Below are 20,616 nucleotides of genomic sequence, written 5' to 3'. Positions count from 1 at the left end.
TCTTCCAAAACCAATACTGAACGCAACAATGGAGATGTTTTTCCGATGAACGGATTCAATCGCAGGGATTTCTTTCGCACCGCCGGCGCCATGGGTATGATGGGCGGCCTCGCGGAGATGGGACTGGCACAGCCCGTTGGAGCCGGGCCGGTGCTGCACGAGGTAGCGGCTTCGGCTGCCTGGGAAAACGACGCGCCCAAGCACTCCATCAATTTCGCCGTCTGTGGCATGAGCCACGACCACATCTATGGCATGACGAACGCCATCATCCGCGGCGGTGGCAAGCTGGTAGCGTTCTATGGCTCTGAGCCCAATAAGGTTGCGCGCTTCAAGAAGCAGTATCCGGATGCAAAGCAGATGGAGTCGGAAGATGCAATCCTGCACGAACCTTCCATCCAATTGGTGCTGAGTTCCGCCATTGCGAGCGAGCGTGCTCCCCTGGGCGTTCGCGCGATGAAGGCCGGCAAAGACTTCCTCTCCGATAAGCCCGGCATTACGACCCTGGAGCAGCTTGCTGCCGTTCGCAAGACCGTCAAGGAAACCAAGCGGATCTACGCCATCATGTACAGCGAGCTGCTGGAGGTGAAGGGCGCGATCAAGGCTGGAGAGCTGGTGCGGCAGGGCGCCATCGGCCAGGTGATCCAGACGATCAATATCGCCCCGCATCAGATCGTGCAGGGTGGTGGCGGCGCCGCCGGTGGGGCCGATCCGCGTCCTGACTGGTTCTGGGTTCCGGAGCAGTACGGCGGCATTCTGTGCGATATTGGCTCGCACCAGGTCGACCAGTTCCTGTATTACACCGGCAGCACCAGCGCGGAGATTGTGGAGTCGCAGATCTCCAACATCGCGCATCCGGAGCACCCGAAGTTTCAGGACTTCGGAGACATGGTGCTTCGCGGCAATAAGGGTTTTGGCTATGTCCGCCTGGACTGGTTCACGCCCGATGGCCTTGGCACCTGGGGTGATGGCCGTTTGTTCATTCTGGGAACGAAGGGCTACATTGAGGTGCGTAAATACACCAACGTAGGTGTAAGCAAGGCCGGTAACAACCTGTTTCTGGTGGACGGGCAGCAGCAGCGCTATATCGATTGCAACCAGGTATCGCTGCCGTTCGGTCCCCAGTTTGTGGAAGACATCGTCAATCGTACGCATATCGCGCAAGACCAGGAACAGGCGCTATTGGCGGCTGAACTAGTGATCAAGGCGCAGATGCAGGCCAAGTGGGTCAAGCTGACCTAAGGAGATAAGGATAAGAATGAAGTCGACACGTCGCGATGTTTTGAAGATGGGCAGTCTGGCGGCCGCGGGTCTCATGGCTCCGGGAATGGCAATGGCAGCAGGCCCCGCCCCTCTGAAGTTGGGAATTGCAAGCTATACCTTCCGTAAGTTCAAGCCGGAAGAGTTGATCGGCTTTATGAAGCAGATCAAGACGCCGTATCTGAACCTGAAGGACGTTCACCTTCCCATGACGCCGGAGGGCGCCGCTGCCAAACAGGCGGAGGCATATCGTGCGGCAGGCCTCAAGCTTACGGGCGCGGGCACGATCTACTTCCCGAAGGATGAGGATGAAGATATCCGGCAGAAGTTCGAGTATGTAAAGTCCGCCGGTATCAAGCTCATTATCGGTTCGCCGTCCCATGCCGCTCTGGAACGTGTGGAGAGCTTCGTGAAGAAGTACGACATCAGCCTCGCCATTCACAACCATGGTCCTGAGGATAAGGAGTGGCCATCGCCGCACGACATCCTGAAGCTGATCGGCAAGATGGACAAGCGTGTCGGCTGCTGCGTTGACGTGGGTCACGCCATGCGTGCCGGTGACGATATCCCCGCAACCTTGCGTGAGGTCGGTTCGAGACTCCTTTGCATTCATATGAAGGATCTAGCCGATGGCAAGAAGAAGGAGAGCCAGTGCGATGTCGGTGACGGCGTCATGCCGGTACGCAAGATCTTCGAGACCCTGATTGCAATGAAGTACCAGGGTGATGTGGATCTGGAGTACGAGATCAACGGCGACAATCCGCTCCCGGGTGTGCTGAAGAGCTTTGCGTTTATGCGCAAGACCTTGAACGAGATGGGATATAGCGCCTAGCGCAGGAGAAAGTTATGCTGACACGTCGTGAATTTTCAAAATTAGTCACAACAGCCGCCGCGGGCGTTGCGGTGAGCTCCACCGCAAAAAGCTATGCTCGCGTGATCGGTGCAAACGAGCGGGTGAACTTTGGTGTGATCGGTCTGAACAGCCGCGCCTATGCCCACCTGTCGGCGCTGACCACCAACAAGGCAAACGCGGCCATTACCCACGTGGCAGACGTGGACTCGGTGATCCTGCAGAAGTTCGCCGGAGAGACCGAGAAGTCGATGGGAGCGGCTCCTAAGGCGGATAAAGACTTCCGCAAGCTGCTGGAATCGAAAGACGTAGACGCGATCACCATCGCAACGCCAGACCACTGGCATACGCCGATAGCCATCCTGGGCATGCAGGCCGACAAGCACGTCTACGTCGAAAAACCCTGTAGCCACAATCCTCATGAGGTCGAGCTCCTGGTTGCCGCGCAGAAGAAGATGGGCAAGCAGGTACAGATGGGCAACCAGCAGCGTTCATCGCCGCACTCGATCGAGATCATCGACAAGATTCACAATGGCCTCATCGGACGCGCGTATTACGCCAAGGCCTGGTACTGCAATACACGTAAGACGATGGGGACGGGTAAGGTGGTCCCGGTGCCGGCGACCCTGGACTGGGATCTGTGGCAGGGACCGGCTCCGCGCCAGCAGTATATGGACAACGTTCATCCTTACAACTGGCACTGGCTGCGTATCTATGGCACCGGCGAAACCCTGAATAACGGTACGCACGAAGTGGACGTCTGCCGCTGGGCGCTGCAGACCGTATGGCCGGAGCGTATCACTGCATCCGGTGGACGCTACCATTTCAAGGACGACTGGCAGTTCTACGACACCCTGGTGACCAGCTTCGAGTACGACGACAAGATGATCTCCTGGGAGAACATGAGCACAAACGGGATGCCTCTCTATAACCGCGATCGTGGCTCGGCCATTCACGGGACGGAAGGGACCGTCATCCTGGACCGCGATGGTTATGAGGTGCATGACCTGAAGGGCAAGCTTGTGAACGAGTACAAGATTCCCAAGGACAAGAAGACATCGAGTGCCGACCTGGTCGGACGCGACTCGATGACGGACCTCCACTTTGCCAACCTCATCGACGGTATCCGAACCGGAGCCAAGCTGAATTCGCCGATCTGGGATGCCAGCACCTCGGTCGCGATCCTGCTGATGTCGAACATCGCGTGGGAGCTCAACCGCGAGTTGAAGCTCGACACCAAGACCGGCGCCTTCGTCGACGACGCAGAAGCAACGAAGATGCGCAAGCGCGAGTACGAGAAGGGATGGGAGCCGCGCATCTAAGCAGTGTGGCTTCTACGAGCAACGTAAATAGAAATGGCCCGCGAGTATCTCGCGGGCCGTTTCTATTTACGTTGCGGAATCTTAGCGTGCCAGCCAGCTCACCTTCACAGGAGCCTGCAGCCGCTTCGACTGTGCCGCGAGATAGCTGTTCCAGGTAGCGAAGTCAGGCATATCGTCCTGTGACCAGCCGGAGCCCGCGTAGTAGTCGATAGCAACGCCGGAACGGGCCGTAAAGAGCAGAAGAGCATCGCCGGGTGTTTTGCCCTGCATGGGCACATTCTCGTAGCGATAGGGCTGCTTGCCGGCAAGAATGATGCCGGTAGCGAAGCGTCCGGCCGAAGCGGTCTGCGGTGTATCCCACACCGAGAGTGCAGCGATTTCAGGAAGCTGCTTGATCTCGGTGTCCTTATGCGTTCCCAGGCCTGCGGCTGCGGTGATGGTTCCTCCGCCGTCGAAGGTAAAGGTCGAGCGCATATGGTTCAGGCGCGTGCCGGCGTCGAGCGTAACCCGCTTGCTCTCGCTGACGGTCTTAGTGCCCGCCTGCCAGGGGGCGTACTCAAGGATGAAGTCGACGCGGATGGGACCCGTGGCCAGAATCTTCGAATGCGTGAAGTTCTTCGAGTTCGCCAGCTTGCCATCGACCCAGATACCAGTGCCGCCGCACCCGCGTGCGGGGCCAACCTCGTAGGAGTCGAGACCGTCGCCGTTGTCGTGGTGATAGGAGAGGGCGGGGTTGTGGGTGCGCTGGGCTTCCTTATCGCGGGCATACCAGGCGGTGCTGACAAAGTTCGGTACGCGCTTGGACCAGACGTCGATGCCAGAGGTGATCTCACCGGTCGCCTGCAACGCGGGGCCGTAGACGCGGTGAGCGACCAGGTTGTTCTCCCACACGAAGTCGTCCATGCGCTCGGGAACGTCACGCGCTGTGACCCTGGACGCCATTGCTGGAGCGTCCTCTTCTACAGAGAGGTCGATGCTGGTGGCGGTTCCAGGTGCAACGTCCTCGAGGATCAGAAAGCGATCTGGCGCGCCGCCAGGAAGAGAGGCATAGACCTGGGTGAGGAGGCGCTTGCCAGTGAGACGGTCGCGTGCGACAAGCTTCGCCGGATCGATCGCAATATGACGCTTGACCTCCGTGAGCGGGAGATCAAGCACTTCATCACGACGAGCGTCGCTGGTGGGGTTGTTGATCTGGAGCACAGCATGTGTTTTGGCTGCCGGTGCATACCGCACCAGCTCGGAGCCGGCGAGAAGGAAGGCACCTACGCCGTAGACATAGCTGGAGGTCGCAGTGAATTGTCCGGGAGCCGCACCGATCGGCTGAATGGCGCCCAGGCGGCCGCTCTCGAAGACATGCTTCACCATCGCGGCCCAGGCGCGCTCGACCACAGGAGCGTACTTGGCGCGGGGAAGAATGCCTTCATTGATGCCCCAGGTCATGGCATAGGTGAAGAAGCCGGAGCCGGAGATCTCGTCCTGTTCATAGGCTGTCTGGTCCAGCAGACCGGTGCGCCAAAGGCCGCTGGGCTGCTGCAGACCGGCGATACGCTCCGCCATCTCCTGGAAGAGCTTCACGTACTGCGCGCGGGAAGGATCATTCTTCGGCAGCGCCTTCAGTACGTTGGCGGTTCCGGCGAGCACCCAGCCATTTCCACGGCTCCAGAAGAGCTTCTTGCCGTTGGCTTCCTTTTTGTTCAGGAAGGTGCCGTCGCGGAAGAAGAGACGTTCCTCGCGATCGTAGAGGTGCTCTTCGGTGAGCTTCCACTCCTGGTTCATCTTGTCGATGTAACGATGGTCTCCGGTGATGGCAGACATACGAGCCAGGGCAGGCGGAGCCATGAAGAGAGCGTCGCACCACCACCAGAGATCCTTTGCCGGGTCGGCAGGCCGCTGCAGCAGACGATCGAAGGTAGCGCGGGCATCGGCGATGCGCTTCGGATCAGCGTGCTCCTGGTAGAGCAACTCGTACGATTGTGCGATCACTTCATCGTCGGCATGGAACTGGCGGTTAGCCCAGAGCTTCCACTGGAACTGATCGAAAAGCTTTACCAGGCGGTCGTGATATTTGGCATCACCAGTGATGTCGGTGGTGGCGAGCAGGCCAAGGTAGAGCGGACCGTAGGTCCAGTCCTGGTTGTACTTGTTCTCCGAGTAGGAGAGTTGCCAGTCAGCAACCTTGCGCATCGCCTTCAGAATCGCGGGCCGCGTTACCGCGCCGGAAAGATCCGTTGCCAGAGATCCGGCATCAGGAATGGTATCGCCCGCAGCGGCGGAGATCGCAGGGCCGGTCATGGGCTTCTCCTGCGCAGCCAGCGAGGTGCAGAGTGTCGCTGCAAGCAGGGCCGCAGCGGCTTTATTGAGATGCATCAATGTGTGTTCTCCAATGTGAGGAATGCGGATTCAATACCTTCGGCATGAACTGAGGCGACGACCGGACCGGTACGCCGCAAACTGATCTCTGCGCGGCCGTTATAGAGCTGCACGACACGCGATCCGTTGGGCGTTCCAAGGTTATCAATCAGGGCACCATTACCGGCAAGTGAAAAACGAACGACGGTACGAGAGTCGAGACAGGGAACTCCGGTTGCGTCCAGCATGCGGGCTTCGATGGTCACGTGGTCGGGCGCGCTTTGTACGGTGCGCAGCGTCAGTTTCGCAGGCTTTGACCATGTTGCGGTCTGATATTGGAAGCGGACAGAGTCGCTGGCTTGGGATGAGCCGCTCTTGCCGACAGCGCGAAGCTCGTTTTCACCTTCGCGGAAGGAAAGGTCCCAACTTAGCCCGCTGCAGGGAAAATCTCCCGCTGTACGCTTTTTGACGCCTACTGACTTGCCATTAAGCCAAAGCTCGACCTCGGCACAGTTTGAGTAGATGCGTACCATGCGTTGCTGTCCTGCCTTGCCCCAGCGTACCGGCCAATTATGTCCATAGATGCGGACCATCGGCTCTTTCGTCCAGTACGACTGGAAGACGTAATAGCCTTCCTTGGGCGTGAGGTCGCGGGTGGTGACACCCTTCTGGTTGACACGAGGAACCGGGTTATCGACGCGCAGAGGCGTCGTGAAATCCTTGAAGACCCACTGTGCCGTGCCTGTGAGCCAGGGAAGAGACTCCTGCGTCTGCAGGTACCAGTCGAAGAGATCGCAGGCGTAGGTTTCGCTCCACTCGCCATCGCGCGACATGCGTGGAGCTCCGCCGGTGAGCTTGTAATCGAAGCCCTTCTCGGCGGTGCCGCGGCCGGTAAGGATGTGCGCCAGCATGGGATCGGGATCTTCAGCATGGCGGCCTGCATGGCTGTCTGCGCCCCACTCGGCGTGGAAGAAGAAGGGAGTCGCAGTACGCGCCTTCTCCAGCGCCTCGCGATATTCGACGTAGCTGCCGCTGTACCATCCGGCCCAGATCGACGGCGAGTAGACGTCGGGAATATCTTTCGCGAAATCGCAGCGCCGGAAGGAGGTAAGACGTGATGGATCCTGCTTGTGCGCGAGGTCACGAAGCTCGGTCATGTACGCGCGAATCTGAGCATGGTCTTCTCCGCCGGGTTCGCTCGGCCAGTCATCTTCATTCCCCAATCCCCAGAGCAACACAGAGGGGTGGTTGCGATGCTGGTCGATCATGATCCGCATCAGATCAAGACCGCGCTGGCGGAACAGAGGACTGGTGATGCCGCTGCGGCACCAGGGGACCTCTTCCCAGACCAGGATGCCGAGTTCGTCACAGAGCTCGAGAACGAGCCGGGACTGTTGATAGTGCGCCAGCCGGATGAAGTTTGCTCCCATTCCCTTGATCAGCTCGAACTCTTTACGTAGGACTGACTCCGGAGTTGCCGCAGCGTAGCCGGCGTGGTCTTCATGCCGTTGCGTTCCACGCAGCAGCAGACGCTCGCCATTCAGGTAGAAAGGACCATGTTCTTCAAAGCGTGTATGACGAACTCCGAAGCGATGCGAGGCGGATGCAGTTCCCGAAGGAGACTGCAGGGTGACGTCACAGCGGTAAAGGTTAGGTGTCTCCGGTGCCCAGACTTGCGGAGATGGTAGCTCGAAGGATGCCAGCTCAACCTCGCCATTCCAGGAAGTGCGTTGCAGCGACTGCTGATGAACAGTCTTACCGGCCGGATCGACGATAGCGAGCTTGATATCGAACGTGCCGGAGACCGGCTGCGGTGCATACAAACGGGCCGTCACCGTGACTTGCGCTGCTTTGCCGGGCTCGAATGCCACTGCGGTATGGACAGCCTCGAGTGAGAGCGCCGGCACGTATACGAGAGAGACATTGCGGTAGAGACCGCCATAGAGCGTGAAGTCGCTCAGGTCAGAAGGCATGCGATCTAGATCGCGTCCGTTATCACAAAGAATCGCGATCGGGACTGCCTTGCTGTCTTTCTGGCGCCCACAGGCGTCGGTGATATCGACCATGAACTCGTCATAGCCGCCGACGTGTTCGCCGGCGCGCTCCGTGCCTATATAGACCGCGGAACTTTGACCGGCGCCTTCAACATGCAGAAGCGTCCGCCCCTGGGGATAAGGGTTATCGATGGCGAGTTTTCTACGATACCAGCCTTGCCCACGATAGGCGGGGGTATCAGGATCGCAACCATCATAGGCATTGAAGCAGTGGGGAAGCGCAACCTTCTGCCAGGTAACCAGCTCTTCGCTATGCCATACCTGAAACTTCGGATCGAGCGGGCCGCGATAAAACTCCCAGCCGTCGGTCAGACGCTGAGCGGTTGATGGTTGCGAGTGGGTGTCCTGCAGTGCAGAGGCCAACAGAGGAGTCTTCATGACTCCGAGGCAGGCAGCGCCTGCGAGAAAGGAGCGTCGCGTAATTGTCATTCGTTCTTTTTTGCCGTGTCAGGCTTTTTTACGCTGTTGCGACGGAAACCAGAGCAGCGGTTGCCGTACGGGATAGTTGCGGATGATCTCAGCATCAGACGGGTCAGGATTCATGGTCTTCCAGAGAGCGATGTACTGCTGCTGATTGCATTCCAGGCCGGTGAAGAGAAGTCCCGGGGAGCGGACGGGCAGGGAATCGAAGTGCTCGACGTCTTTCTTGTACGGCCAGGAGGACTTGTCTTTGAGGTAGGGATAGAGGAACTCCCCTGCCTTGCAGATTCCCCGGCCGTCAGCCAGCTTGAACTCGTAGAGGTTTTCACTGCTGTCACGCAGTGACTGGCAGAGCATCGCAGCCACATCGAAGTTGAAGATGGAGTAGCTATACGGTTTGGTCCGCGCCAGTTCCTTCGGGAAGCTGCCATCCTTGCCGAGTTGGTCGGGCATGAAGACTGTCTTGTATTGTTCGGCGACTTCCTGGCGGGTCTGCTGATCGTCGATCAGACGAGCGAACTCTGCGGCCTGCAGCGCCCAGCAGACCGCGTGGTTGTTCAGGGTCTTCTTTTCGGCGATTCCTTTTTCACTGGTCTTCAGCCAGTGCAGGTAATCGCGGAACCACGCACGCAGCGCTTGCTGATCCGCAGAGCTCATGACGGCGGGGGCAATATGCGACGCGGCCCGCGCGACCTCAACCAGGTGCAGCGTGTCGATAATGCCGAAGTTGCGGCCGGTAGTCACACCGTGGACACCCTGCGAATACTCGAGGTTTGTATTCATCCGCGTATCGGGGGTGACGAACCATGCGCGCAGATGGCTGGCGGCGTGTTCGGCGTAGCGCCGATCGCGCGTGAGCAGCCATGCGGCCGTGAGCGCCGGCACCTGGAGCGAGAGCGCGATCATCGCTTTGCGATGGCCGTTGAAGTTGTTCGGATTGCTCTGGCCGTCACGGTTGATGTACGGGCCATTGGGATCGGCCGGGTTCGGCCAGAAGTAGTCGGCTTCTGAGAAGAAGTCATGCGGCCCGCCAGGGCTTCTGTCAGAAGGAAAGGACGTGACTGTGGCGGGTTTCAGAGCAAGGTAGTTGCGGGCGGCCGTCATGATGCGCTGACGGTCGGTGCTGGCCACCAGGTCATAGCCGGCAGCGTTATGCTGTGCCCAAAGCCGGGCCGGCGGCAGCTCAAGTAGAGCTGCCGCCGTAGCGCCGGTGCAGAAGGCACGGCGGGACACTTCCATGATTGCGTCTCGCACGTAATTTGCTCCTGTGGTTAGAAGAGGATTCGTCCGCCAATCTGGATCTGACGAGGCACGCCGTAGGCTCCGGTGATCTTACCGAAGTTGCCGGAGTTGAGCGAGGTCGTCGGATTACTAAGATTGACGAGGTTGAAGACGTTATTGACCTCAGCGCGAAGCTGGAACTTCACCGCTTCATAGACACCGAAGTCGCGGAAGATCGCCGCATTGATGACACGGTTTCCAGGGCCGAAGTAATTGTTGCGGCGGGTTGTACCGTCCAGTCCACCCGGTCCGACGCCCGCTGGGCAGCTAGCCGTGCTGCCGGTGTACGAGCAGAAGGCCGCGGGATTGAAGTACGCGTTGATCTTGTCGGCGCGAGAGCGTCCGCTGGTGATGCCAACGGCGGCGTTGCCGGAAAGATTGGCGCGGTCGGACGTGTAGCCATCGAAGTTGTTATCCACTCCGGTGGTTACGCTGAACGGTGTGCCGGCGTTGAGTTGTGCAATGCCGGAGATCGTCCACCCGTTTACGACCTCACGCACATAACGTGGTGAGCTGGTGAAGAAAGCGGGCTTCCAGATAGCCGCGATATTCGCCTGGTGACGCAGATCGGTATCGCTGCTGCCGTATTCATCCTGCATACGGTTGAAGTCCTGCGCGGTGCCGATCACAGCGCCGCTGTTGTTCACTGAGGCGCTCGACAGTGTCTTCGACCAGGTATAGAACGCCTTGACCGAGAACTGATGGCTCAGGCGCTTCTCGCCCGTGATCTGCAGGCCGTGATAGTTGGCCCGCTGCTTTGACTGGATGAGATTGATGATGCCAAGACCTCCCTGGATGGGACGTCGTGAATCATAGTTGCTGGTCGTACTCGTCGTCACGCCATTCACCGGACTGGTGGCAGTGGCGTAGATCGGGTAGTTGATATCCGGAGCAAAGGGGACGTCATGGCTGAACGAGCCGACATAGCTGACGGACACAGCGATCGAGTTCGTCACCTGCTGCTGGACGGAGAAGTTGGTCTGATAGACATACGGCCATTGGTAATCCAGATCGATGCCCTGAACCTGTGCCGGGGAGATAAACGGACGCGGGTTCTTCGGATCATAGACATAGGGATACGGATTGCCATTGGGGAAGGAGCGAGCATCGCCGTAGATATCCGTCATCGACTTGATGAAGCTATAACGATTGCGGACAGCAAAGGGCTGGAAGTTCGAGACGCCGTTCCACTCGTTGCCGGAGACAGAGCCGAAGAAGAGTCCGAAGGCTCCGCGAACAGCCGTGCGGCCGTTACCGAAGGGATCCCAGGCAAAACCCACGCGAGGCGAGACGTGGTGCCAGCGCGTCGCGACGATGCCACGATCGACTCCCTTATCACCGACGACCAGCAGGCCGGTCGGTGCCGTGGGATAGACCGTCGACTTCTGTCCGGCGATGAAGGTCGACTGACGATCCTTCGGGTCGGTCGGCGATGTCTGTACATCCCAACGAAGACCCAGGTTGATGGTCAGGTTGCGGAAGAGGCGATAGTCGTCCTGGGCGAAGATACCGCTGAACCAGGAATTATCGGCGGCCTGAACAGGGGAGTCCTGGTTCATCGTGGCCGGAAGACCAGCGATGAAGTCGGAGATCTCCGCGTTGGTACGAGCGGTGGCGCGCTGGAAAGCGAAGACACCGTAGTTGTTCAGATAGGTGTACTGCAGATCCTTGTTGAGCGAGGTCTCAGCACCGAAGGAAAAGGTGTGTTTGCCGCGGGTGATGCTGACGACATCACGCAGAGAGTAGAAGTTGGTGCCGGTGACAGGGCCGCTGATGGCCTGGGCCGCGGTGAAGTATCCGCTAACGGTGAGCTGTGGCAGCATGGACGCGCCCTGGATGCCGAAGCTGGAGCCGAAGTCAGCCAACGACAGTTGCGGTGTATTGATACGGCCGCCGATCATACGCGTGTAGTTCAGCCAGATCTGGTTGACGACATTCGCCGACGGTGTCCAGGTATCGGAAAGGTTGCCGTTTTGCTGACGATAGACGAAGTTCTGGCGTGACCAGTCGATATTGCCGCCGGGACTCTGCTGCTGATTGCCGGCGGTGTTGAAGTACATCCCCTGCAGGCGATGAGTGCCGATCTGATGATCAACCTTGATCAGGAACTCGTCCGTATTCAACGTGCTCGGAATGATGCCCTGCCAGCGATAGGTCGTACGGCCCGAGGCAGTGTCGATACCGGTCGCGTTGGGAAGGGGAATGCGGGCGAGGAGCCGCTGCACCGTGGGATCAAGTTGGCTGGATGCCAGCTTGTTGCCCGCGCGAGGCGTGCGCGTGACAGGATCGCAGACGACGAAGACAACGCTGGAGGTGTTGCTGGGGCAGCTGGATGGCGTACCACTCGTGGGCAGGTTTGCGCTGAAGTCACCGGCACGCTGCGCAGCAGTGGGGACAAGGGCGCTATTGTAGGTGCTCGACGTGATCTGGCGAAGGCCGGCGTAGGAGCCGAAGAAGAAGGTCTTGTCCTTCCAGATAGGGCCACCCAGCGTTGCTCCGAACTGGTTGCGGTGCAGCGGAGCCTTCGGACCAGGAGCGCTGAAGGCTGGAGCAGCGGCGAAGTTGGTCTCGCGGTGGAACTCGAAGATCGATCCATGGATTTTGTTGGTACCGCTCTTCGTCACAACGTTGACCAGACCCGACGACATACGGCCGTACAGGGCGTTGTAGTTGTTGGTCTGGACGTTGAACTCGCGCAGAGCATCCGGGTTGGGCAGCACGTTGCCGGTATTGCGGATGAAGGTCATGTTCAGTCCGCCATCAAGGTAGTAGCTGACAGAGCCGACGAAGTTATCGGTTCCGCCGTTCATGTAGACCACCTGCTGCGGGTACCCCAGGGTATTGACGTTGGAGCTTGACTGGACACCCGGGGTGAGGGTGAGCAGGTCATAGACGTTCCGGTTGACGATCGGCAGGTTGTCGACTTCCTGGTTGGTGACCGTGCGGCCCAGGGTCGCGTTCGAGGTCTCAACCAGAGGAAGCTCGTTGGACGAAACGTCGACGGTCTGAGTCGCCTCGCCGATATTCAGGCTGGCATCGAAATGGACCTCGGCATTCAGCGTCAGCACGATCCCTTGCTGCTGCTTGCTCTGGAAGCCGGCAGCCTCAACTTTCAGGGAATAGGTGCCGACGGGAAGGAAGTCCAGACGGTAGGCTCCGTCGGAGCCGGATGTGACCTGACGGGTGAATTGTGTTTCCTGGTTGGTCGCTGTGACCTGGGCGCCGGGGATAACCGCGCCGGATGTGTCCTGGATATTGCCGACGATCGTCGCCGTGGTGAGCTGTGCCTGAGCGATCCCTGCGACAAGCAGGAAAAGCAGCAGCAGTCTGCCGAACATCTTCATATATACCTCCTAAAGCGGCCTGGCGTTTGAACCTGTGCATGTGCCAGAGCCCTCCGCCACGCAGCGGAGCCCGCCTCCTCACCTCTTGTCAGGGTGTATGGGCAAAGCAGCGCCCACCATCGTTTTCCGTGAGAACGACTTGCAAGTGACTCACGGTTTGTATCCAGGGGTTGGTTGGTAAGTGCTTTATATGGAATGAGATGAATATATTGTTGCAGCTTGTTTCAAACGTCGGGACGGGCCGTCTGCGATTGCCGTATGATGAACTCTGCCCCGGAATATGAGCATCACAAAGACAGATTGGGCGGCTTGGCAGCCGGTCACCGCGCAGGATCGAGAGACCGTTCTGCGGGAGATGGAGTCGATTCTCGCCAGCCCTCACTTCTGCAACAGCAAGCGGTATCCGGCGTTGCTGCGGTATGTGGTGGAGAGTTCTCTGAACGGACGGGGAGACCTCAAAGAACGGACGCTTGGCATTGAGGTCTTCCAACGTCCGGCGGATTACGATACCAACGCGGATACGATCGTCCGCTTTACAGCCGGTGAAGTTCGTAAGCGGCTCTCGCTCTATTACCGTGACCATTCGGACGGACGCTTGCAGATCGTCCTGCCGACAGGCTCGTATACGCCGGAGTTCCTTCTTGCGGAAGAGGAGCCGGCCGGCACTCCTGTATTAAAGGAGGAGCTAGCTATGGCTCTTCCAGTGGAGGTGCTTCCGGGACTGGACGCGGTACCTGCATCGTCTTCTTCCAGCCAACGACGTCGTAGCTGGATCGCGGGCGTCAGTCTGTTGCTGCTTGCAACAGTAGCGGTCAGTGTATGGCGATTCCGGCCGCATCGGGTAGATGTGGTCGATCAGTTCTGGCGTCCGGTGGCAAGCGAGGGGCGCAGCACTTTGCTCTGTCCCGGAGGTGTGGTTTTCGCTCCCGAGAGAGCATCGGGAGTCGCCACCGCAGGCAAGGATATTCAGTATCCGTTCGTCTCGATGCAGATTGCGACGTCGATTGGGCAGCTCGGCGGTCTGTTGCAGCGTGAGGGTGTCCGGTACGAGGTGCAGTCGTCGGTTGCGTTGCCGTTGACCGAGTTGAGGGACCGGCCGGTGGTTCTGCTGGGGGGATACAACAATGACTGGAGCATCCGCCTGCTCTCCGATCTGCGCTATCACTTCAGCACGGAGCCGGAAGGAATCATTCTGGACAAACAGGACCTCTCAAAGCACTGGGAGCGTGACCGTACCCGTTCCTACTCGAGTGCCGATGACTATGCCCTGGTCGCGCGTTTCCGCAATCAAACTACAGGAAATATTGTTGTGGTGCTAGCGGGTCTGGGACGAAACGGTACAGAGGCTGCGACGGAGTTCGTCAGCAACCCCGATTATCTGGAATGGCTTAAGCAACAGATCGGAGATGGCCTTGGGCGGAAGAACATCGAGGTCGTATTGAAGACCAGCGTAATCGACGGAAAGACTGGAGCGCCGTCGGTTGAGGCCTTCTACACCTGGTAGTCGGCGTCGCATTTGTTTGTCAATCCCGTAGCATGGCTACGATTTTGTATAGTCCTCATTTGATTGAGTCTGAATGACTATACTTTTGGCTACGTAGGAGCTGGGCAGGACAATTGTGTGCCGCGTCAGCCTATCGGCAGCGGTGTAGCTGGTAACGGCTGGGTAGAAAGCCGCAACCCGGACCCCGTTCCTCTCTGGTTTTGGCTTGACCAAAGAAATGCATCGAACAGAACAGGAGAGAAGATGAAAAAGTCCGAAATACTGCATGCTTGGACGAGAATCCTGTCCGGACGCGCACCGTCCTTATCCATCGAAATCACCAAAGAGTGCCCGCTGCGTTGCCCGGGTTGTTATGCGTTCGATGCGGCCCATCTCGGCAGTGAAACTTCGCTGCGTCAACTCTCCGACTTCAAAGGGGATGAGTTGGTAAACCGCATTCTCGCGATTCTTGACGAACGCAAACCTCTGCACCTGTCCCTCGTAGGCGGAGATCCATTGGTTCGCTATCGTGAACTCGAAACCTTAATCCCACAGATCGAAGCTCGTGGTATTCATACCCAGATTGTTACAAGCGCTTTTCGTGTCATCCCGACGGAGTGGCGTAAATACAAGAGGCTGAACGTGGTAGTTTCTATCGATGGTTTACAACCGGAACACGATGAACGCCGTAAACCAGCTACCTATGAGCGTATCCTCAAAAACATTCAAGGTGCGAAGGTCACGATCCATTCCACGATTACGTCTCAGATTGCTTCCCGTGCTGGTTATCTGGAAGAGTTTCTGCGCTATTGGAGCGAAAATCCAGCCATTGCGAAGATATGGTTCAGCCTCTTCACGCCGCAGTACGGAGCCACCGACCCAGAAATTCTCTCACCTTCGCAACGCATCGCTGTCATAGAGGAATTGCGCCGTCTTCGGACGCTCTTCCCGAAGCTCGACATGCACAATATTGTCATCGATGAGATTGCGACACCCCCCTCTAATCCCGCCGAATGCATTTTCGCGCGCACAACAGAGACGATCTCCGCTGATCTCAAAACGCAAATCACTCCTTGCCAGTTTGGTGGAAATCCCGACTGCTCTCAATGCGGATGCATCGCTTCGATGGGCCTGGCTGCTGTAGGTCACTATAAGGTGGCTGGAGGATTGACAGCTGGCCATTTGTTCATGGCCTCGGACAGATTTGGCAAGCGCTGGCGTAGCCTTCGGAGTATCTTTTTCAGGAAAACTGCAGCGAATCCCACGCCTGCGCCGTTCAATATTCTACAAAGCTAGCTGGGTCCAAGGAGAAACATTGGAGCACAAAGAAAGTAGCAATGAAGTGAAGTTACGGCGAGAACTCGTTAGATTCAGTAAATGGATTTCACGTCTTGGATTTGCTCCCGGTACTTCGGGAAACCTTTCCGTTCGTCTGGACCATGAACGCTTGCTCGCGACCCCCACTGGTGTGAGCAAAGCTCTTATGAGAACAACTGATGTTGTCATCGTTGATCTTCAGGGAAGGCTACTTTCTGGAACAAGGAGGGTTACAAGCGAAATTGGGATGCACCTTGCAATCTATGCGCAGCGCCAGGATGTGGATGCAGTAATCCATTCGCATCCTCCGATTGCAACAGCCTTTGCGTGCTCTGGCCGCGCGCTAGAGGAGGTTTTGTGTCAAGAAGCGATTATGACCGTCGGTACCGTTCCTCTCGCACCGTATGCGACGACAGGAACAGACGAAGTCGCATCCAGCCTGTGGCCCTACATTCCAGAACATGATGCGATCCTCCTGGCAAACCATGGTGCCGTAAGTTCAGGCAAAACTCTTCTCGACGCATTCATGAAAATGGAAACAGTGGAACACCTTGCTCAGGTGGCGCTGATCGCCCATCAACTGGGTTCAGCCCAGCCTTTGGTAGAGACGCAGATTCGACAGTTACGTCGGGCACGGAATGCGTATTTAGACAACGTCAAAGCGAACCAACAGTAACTCTTTTATTAGGCGTGCGATGCTGCCGGCAATTCAATCGGGACTCCGGGCGTGGTTTCCAGCTTCAACCGACAGGGACAACGTAAACTGCGCCCTCGGTTCAACCATTGGATACGGTACGGACGCCCAGGTATTCGTATCGGGATCGAAAAGCTCCGCGTTGTTCAAGACGGCCCCGCCCTTGGTGTATCCTCCCGCCACGAAAACACGGCCATCCTGCAATAGAACTGCGCCATGACCATATCGCGCGCTGAGCATCGGCGGTGCAGTTACAGTGGTCCCGTCAGTCTTGAGCACATCCACGGCAGCCAGCGCGTTCCCACTTCCATCCATTGGTTCCAGAAATGACACTTTCGTGACTTTCCATGTGAAGTATCGATTGACAATTGTTCGTTCTACGAACTAACTTTCGGCGATTCCAAAAATTAAGCCTCTGGCCGCTTTGGCCGGAAGTTCAAGACAATCGTTTGACTTCGGAGGTAACACCATGTTCAAGGCCTTATTCTCTCGAGGCTGGCATCTGGCGCCACTTGCGCTCGCACTTGGACTCTCGTCCAGTGCCATGGCGCAACTCAGTACGGCGACTCTATCAGGCACAATTACCGACTCCACCGGCGCAGTCGTGCCCAACGCATCTATTACATTGACGCAGACAGACACGAACTATGTTCGCTCCGCGAAGACCAAGAACGACGGCTCCTATCGCGAAGAGTTCCTTCCCGTCGGACCCTACAAGATCTCGGTGAGCGCCACCGGCTTCAAGACCCTTGATCGCTCCGGCGTCACGCTCTCGGTCCTCCAGAACGCCGACCTGGATCTTCAGTTGGAGGTCGGAACCACGGGCGAGACCGTTGAAGTCACCGCCGATGTTCCCCTGATCAACGCCAACAACTCCACGCTTGGCCGTACCATCAGTAACGTTGAGATCGACAACCTTCCGCTCGTGGACCGCAACGTATACACCCTGCTTGATCTCACTCCCGGCGTCCAAAACAACAATCAAGCCGGAAGCGGAGCCAACGGTGGCGTTATCAATCCCCTTGGCTCACCGGAACAGCACGTCAAAATCAACGGTTCCAGTGACTCGGGCGTTGGGCAGGTCGCCTACTACCTCGACGGCGGATCCAATATGAACGGTATCCGCAACACCGGTAACCCACTACCCAATCCTGACGCCATCCGCGAGTTCCGCATCGACACCAATAACTTCTCCGCGCAGTACGGCCGCAACTCTGCCGGTGTCGTATCCGTTATCACTAAGTCTGGAACCAATCAGTTCCACGGCTCGGCCTTTGAGTTCTACCGCGAGCGTAACTTCAACGCCACCCTCCGTAACGGCACACAGAAGACTCCCTACAATCAGCACCGCTTCGGCTTCACGGTTGGTGGCCCTATCAAGCGCGACAAGCTGTTCTTCTTCGGTTCATACGCCGGTTTCCGGTTTATCTCAGCCAACGTCCTCAATCCCGCAGGCGTTCCAAGCGCTGCCATGATGCAGGGCAATTTTACCGAGAACATTCCTACCGGAGCCGCGCCGCCGGATAACCAAAAGTGCACCGTCGCAGCACAGTCAACAACAAGATTCTGGGCCTGCAATCCCTACATTGCCAATAAAGCCAACGCGTGGTGCGCCGGCAACATCTGCAATCCCTCTACCTTTGATCCCGCAATCGCCGGCATCATCAAGGCAGGCCTCATTCAACCCTCTGCAGGAAATGGAAACTACTCCCAGCAGACGTACAGCCCTTACAGTCAGAAGACCGACGAACAGCTCTACAAGGGTGACTACCAGATGACGCCCATGCAGCGGCTCACCCTGGCTTACTTCCACCAGACGGGCGACTACATCGTCAATCCCTCCGGAAACAATATTCTCGGCTGGGTCGTGCACAACTACAAGTTTTACCAGCATCAGGCCAACATCGCTCACACATGGACCATCAACAGCAGCACGGTTAACCAGATCAGCCTTAACTACACGCGCCTGATCGGCGGCCGTGTGCCCAGTCCTTCGGAAAGTCTCGCGAACTACGGTTCCAAGTTTGCCGAACAGATGCCCAACGGCGAGATCTGCGGCGTCCCGGCGCAGGCGGGCTGCTCCCGTCCTCAGCTGGCGGTCACCGGCTGGTTTCAAGCAGGAAACGCCATCACCGGACCGGTTACCGGCAGCAACATCTACGCCCTTCGTGACGTAGTAAGTTCGACCCACGGAAAGCACACCCTCTACTTCGGAGGCGAGGCCGGACGCGAAAACGACGCACAACAGACCACGCTCAACAACTACGGCGTCTTTGGATTTACCGCGCACACCAATACGGCGAACCGTTCCTCCGCAGCAATTACCGACTTCTTCTTCGGCAGTCCGAACACGATGGGACAGGACGTGCCGGTCTACGCCAACGCGAACTACTTCAACTATGGGATGTTCTTCCAGGATGACTGGCGCATCCTCTCGAACCTGACCCTCAACCTGGGTATCCGTTACGACATTCAGACTGCGCCGACCAACACCCAGAACATGACGATGAACTTTGTTCCAGGAGTGCAGTCGACCGTCGCTCCCGGCAACTTAAAAGGAGTGCTGCTGCCCGGCGATCCGGGTGTCCCGCGTAGCGGTGTTTCCACCCGGTGGAATCACGTCTCCCCCCGCATCGGTATGGCATGGACCCCTTACCCGAACGGACGCACTGTGATTCATGCGGCCGCTGGTATCTTCTATGGCTCCATTGGAGGCAATCTCTTCAACTATCCATCCAATGGTCAGCCGTTCTCCGGACGACCCACGTTCAGCAACGTGATTCACGTATCGGATCCATACACCACCGACCCCAAGGACTTCTGCAACGCCGATCCGGCATGTATCGCCGGCGGTGTGGGCCGTTCTCCCTATCCCTTTATCTACGATCCGAAGAATCCGAAGTACGTCGTGACGCCGGCAGCCATCATCCCCATGGATCCCAACTTCCGTTGGCCCGAGATCTATCAGATGAACATCGGATTCGAGCAACAGCTTACGAACGGATTTATGTTCGGGAGCAGCTATGTTGCCTCTTTAGGACGTAAGCTCCCGAATCAATGGGACCTCAATTATCCCCAGTTCAATCTGACGTCGGCGGGGGCATCGGGAACTTCGTGCACCGACACCACGCTCGCCTGCTCATACGCAAACGCCAGTGGCACCGTCAACAACCGGCGCCCCTACAACGCAAAATCCTATGCGGCGACTGCATCCGCCTCCGCATCGAACCCGGTCCTCTCGACCATCTCCCAGATTCAATCATCGGAGAGCTCCGCCTACCATGGCCTGCAGGTCATGCTGCAGAAGCGTATGGCGCACGGCTTCAGCGCGCAGGGTTTCTGGGTATGGTCGAAGTCGCTGCAGAGCGAGAACCTCGATACCAGCGGCAACACCGGCAACAGCGCAGATACCCAGCCCGAGGATAACAACAACCGCTGGCTCGATCGGCAGCGCTCGAGCTTTGACCAGAGGCACGTCGTCGCATTCTCGGTCGTGTGGAAGCCAAACGCCAACTTCCAAAACCGTACGGCTCGCTTCCTCGCGAATGGATGGACGATTACCTCAATCGTGAGGCTGCAGAGCGGTCTTCCATTCAACATAACCACGGGCACCGACAACAATGGCGACGGCGTGACCAATGATCGTCCGAATCTTGTGCCGGGCGTGAGCCGGGCACAGGTGACGGACAACGGCGGTTCACGTAGCGCCATGGTCAAAAACTGGATCAGCGCAGCTCAGTTCTGCCAGTTCAACGGCGTGCTCGCCGGTAACGCTGCCTGCCCGCAGCAAGGCGCAGGACCTGCTGGATCGGATGGAACCGTTCGCCAGTTCGCAGTCGATGCCCCCGGTCGCCGCAGCATCGATGCTTCGCTCTTCCGGGACTTCCATATCTATGAGCGGTTGACCTTCCAGCTACGCGGAGAGTCGACCAACGTCTTCAATCTGACCAACCTGCCGGCACCAACCTCAACAACAGTGAATTCTGCTACCTTCGGACAGATCAACTCTGCAATTCAAGGTGGCAGCTTCAGCAACCGCGTCATCCAGGTTGGCGGAAGAGTCCTCTTCTAACTAACTTCCTGTTCTCCCGGGACGTCAAGCATCGATGTTCCGGGAGTTTTCCTTTTAAGTGACGAAGAGATATTTCTTACCCGTTCATCCAGCGGCGCAGCTCCTAAAGCCGCGGAAGTTCGCCTCGCATAACAAACGAAAGGGCCACCGCATCGCGGTGGCCCTTTCTGGTT

At 57.8% G+C, this 20,616-nt stretch carries 12 protein-coding genes; 7 read left to right on the top strand and 5 right to left on the bottom strand.

The genetic code is table 11. The features are described 5' to 3' along the window. The first annotated feature begins 45 nt into the window (after positions 1-45). Genes FTW19_RS16445 through FTW19_RS16435 form a run of 3 tightly spaced genes read left to right on the top strand, consistent with a single transcriptional unit; the run spans position 46 to position 3,429 of the window. Positions 46-1,239, top strand: a complete 1,194-nt coding sequence (locus FTW19_RS16445) for a Gfo/Idh/MocA family protein (RefSeq protein WP_147648636.1) — start codon at positions 46-48, stop codon at positions 1,237-1,239. 16 nt (positions 1,240-1,255) lie between these two features. Beyond that, the gene (locus tag FTW19_RS16440) at positions 1,256-2,089 is read left to right on the top strand and encodes a sugar phosphate isomerase/epimerase family protein (RefSeq protein ID WP_147648635.1); all 834 of its coding nucleotides are present in this window, start codon (positions 1,256-1,258) and stop codon (positions 2,087-2,089) included. Between the two features lie 14 nt (positions 2,090-2,103). Beyond that, positions 2,104-3,429 (top strand): Gfo/Idh/MocA family protein, encoded by a 1,326-nt coding sequence (locus FTW19_RS16435; RefSeq protein ID WP_147648634.1) that lies wholly within the window; start codon positions 2,104-2,106, stop codon positions 3,427-3,429. A gap of 81 nt (positions 3,430-3,510) precedes the next feature. Here FTW19_RS16435 and FTW19_RS25840 read toward each other — a convergent pair whose 3' ends face one another. The 4 genes from FTW19_RS25840 to FTW19_RS16415 are packed head-to-tail and all read right to left on the bottom strand — an operon-like array spanning position 3,511 to position 12,877. Continuing rightward, on the bottom strand, positions 3,511-5,796 hold the full coding sequence (locus tag FTW19_RS25840) for a glycoside hydrolase family 88 protein (protein ID WP_187143009.1): 2,286 nt from the start codon (positions 5,794-5,796) through the stop codon (positions 3,511-3,513). Continuing rightward, the gene (locus tag FTW19_RS16425) at positions 5,796-8,261 is read right to left on the bottom strand and encodes a glycoside hydrolase family 2 TIM barrel-domain containing protein (RefSeq protein WP_147648633.1); all 2,466 of its coding nucleotides are present in this window, start codon (positions 8,259-8,261) and stop codon (positions 5,796-5,798) included. The genes FTW19_RS25840 and FTW19_RS16425 overlap by 1 nt, the downstream gene beginning before the upstream one ends. An 18-nt stretch (positions 8,262-8,279) precedes the next feature. Beyond that, positions 8,280-9,506 carry an alginate lyase family protein gene (locus tag FTW19_RS16420; RefSeq protein ID WP_246153347.1) on the bottom strand — a complete coding sequence of 409 codons (1,227 nt, stop codon included), beginning with the start codon at positions 9,504-9,506 and terminating at the stop codon, positions 8,280-8,282. A 17-nt stretch (positions 9,507-9,523) separates the two neighbouring features. Next, positions 9,524-12,877, bottom strand: coding sequence for a carboxypeptidase regulatory-like domain-containing protein (locus FTW19_RS16415; protein WP_147648632.1), 3,354 nt, complete (start codon positions 12,875-12,877; stop codon positions 9,524-9,526). Between the two features lie 280 nt (positions 12,878-13,157). Between FTW19_RS16415 and FTW19_RS16410 the strand changes: the two genes are divergently transcribed. From FTW19_RS16410 to FTW19_RS16400, 3 genes are all read left to right on the top strand, one after another. Next, entirely contained in the window at positions 13,158-14,381 is a 1,224-nt protein-coding gene (locus FTW19_RS16410; RefSeq protein ID WP_147648631.1) for a hypothetical protein, read from the top strand. A gap of 117 nt (positions 14,382-14,498) precedes the next feature. Then, on the top strand, positions 14,499-15,656 hold the full coding sequence (locus tag FTW19_RS16405; RefSeq protein ID WP_348641822.1) for a radical SAM protein: 1,158 nt from the start codon (positions 14,499-14,501) through the stop codon (positions 15,654-15,656). A gap of 19 nt (positions 15,657-15,675) precedes the next feature. Beyond that, complete coding sequence (locus FTW19_RS16400; RefSeq protein ID WP_147648630.1) at positions 15,676-16,353, top strand: class II aldolase/adducin family protein; 678 nt, start codon at positions 15,676-15,678, stop codon at positions 16,351-16,353. Between the two features lie 33 nt (positions 16,354-16,386). Here the strand turns inward: FTW19_RS16400 and FTW19_RS16395 are convergent, their stop codons facing one another. Then, positions 16,387-16,704 carry a kelch repeat-containing protein gene (locus FTW19_RS16395; protein ID WP_222705466.1) on the bottom strand — a complete coding sequence of 106 codons (318 nt, stop codon included), beginning with the start codon at positions 16,702-16,704 and terminating at the stop codon, positions 16,387-16,389. A 136-nt stretch (positions 16,705-16,840) separates the two neighbouring features. Here FTW19_RS16395 and FTW19_RS16390 point away from each other — a divergent pair, with 136 nt between their 5' ends. Further along, complete coding sequence (locus FTW19_RS16390; RefSeq protein ID WP_246153346.1) at positions 16,841-20,443, top strand: carboxypeptidase regulatory-like domain-containing protein; 3,603 nt, start codon at positions 16,841-16,843, stop codon at positions 20,441-20,443. Positions 20,444-20,616 lie beyond the last annotated feature (173 nt).

Source organism: Terriglobus albidus, from assembly GCF_008000815.1.
In the GTDB taxonomy this organism is placed as follows: domain Bacteria; phylum Acidobacteriota; class Terriglobia; order Terriglobales; family Acidobacteriaceae; genus Terriglobus; species Terriglobus albidus_A.
The sequence above is the reverse complement of the archived record's forward strand: the minus strand, read 5'-3'. Positions and strand labels throughout refer to the sequence as shown.

Bases quoted from the DNA above. Each gene is read 5' to 3' on its own strand.
- FTW19_RS16440 (WP_147648635.1), top strand. From the start codon at position 1,256: ATGAAGTCGACACGTCGCGATGTTTTGAAGATGGGCAGTCTGGCGGCC.
- FTW19_RS16445 (WP_147648636.1), top strand. From the start codon at position 46: ATGAACGGATTCAATCGCAGGGATTTCTTTCGCACCGCCGGCGCCATG.
- FTW19_RS16410 (WP_147648631.1), top strand. From the start codon at position 13,158: ATGAGCATCACAAAGACAGATTGGGCGGCTTGGCAGCCGGTCACCGCG.
- FTW19_RS16415 (WP_147648632.1), bottom strand. From the start codon at position 12,877: ATGAAGATGTTCGGCAGACTGCTGCTGCTTTTCCTGCTTGTCGCAGGG.
- FTW19_RS25840 (WP_187143009.1), bottom strand. From the start codon at position 5,796: ATGCATCTCAATAAAGCCGCTGCGGCCCTGCTTGCAGCGACACTCTGC.
- FTW19_RS16425 (WP_147648633.1), bottom strand. From the start codon at position 8,261: ATGACAATTACGCGACGCTCCTTTCTCGCAGGCGCTGCCTGCCTCGGA.
- FTW19_RS16390 (WP_246153346.1), top strand. From the start codon at position 16,841: ATGTTCAAGGCCTTATTCTCTCGAGGCTGGCATCTGGCGCCACTTGCG.
- FTW19_RS16435 (WP_147648634.1), top strand. From the start codon at position 2,104: ATGCTGACACGTCGTGAATTTTCAAAATTAGTCACAACAGCCGCCGCG.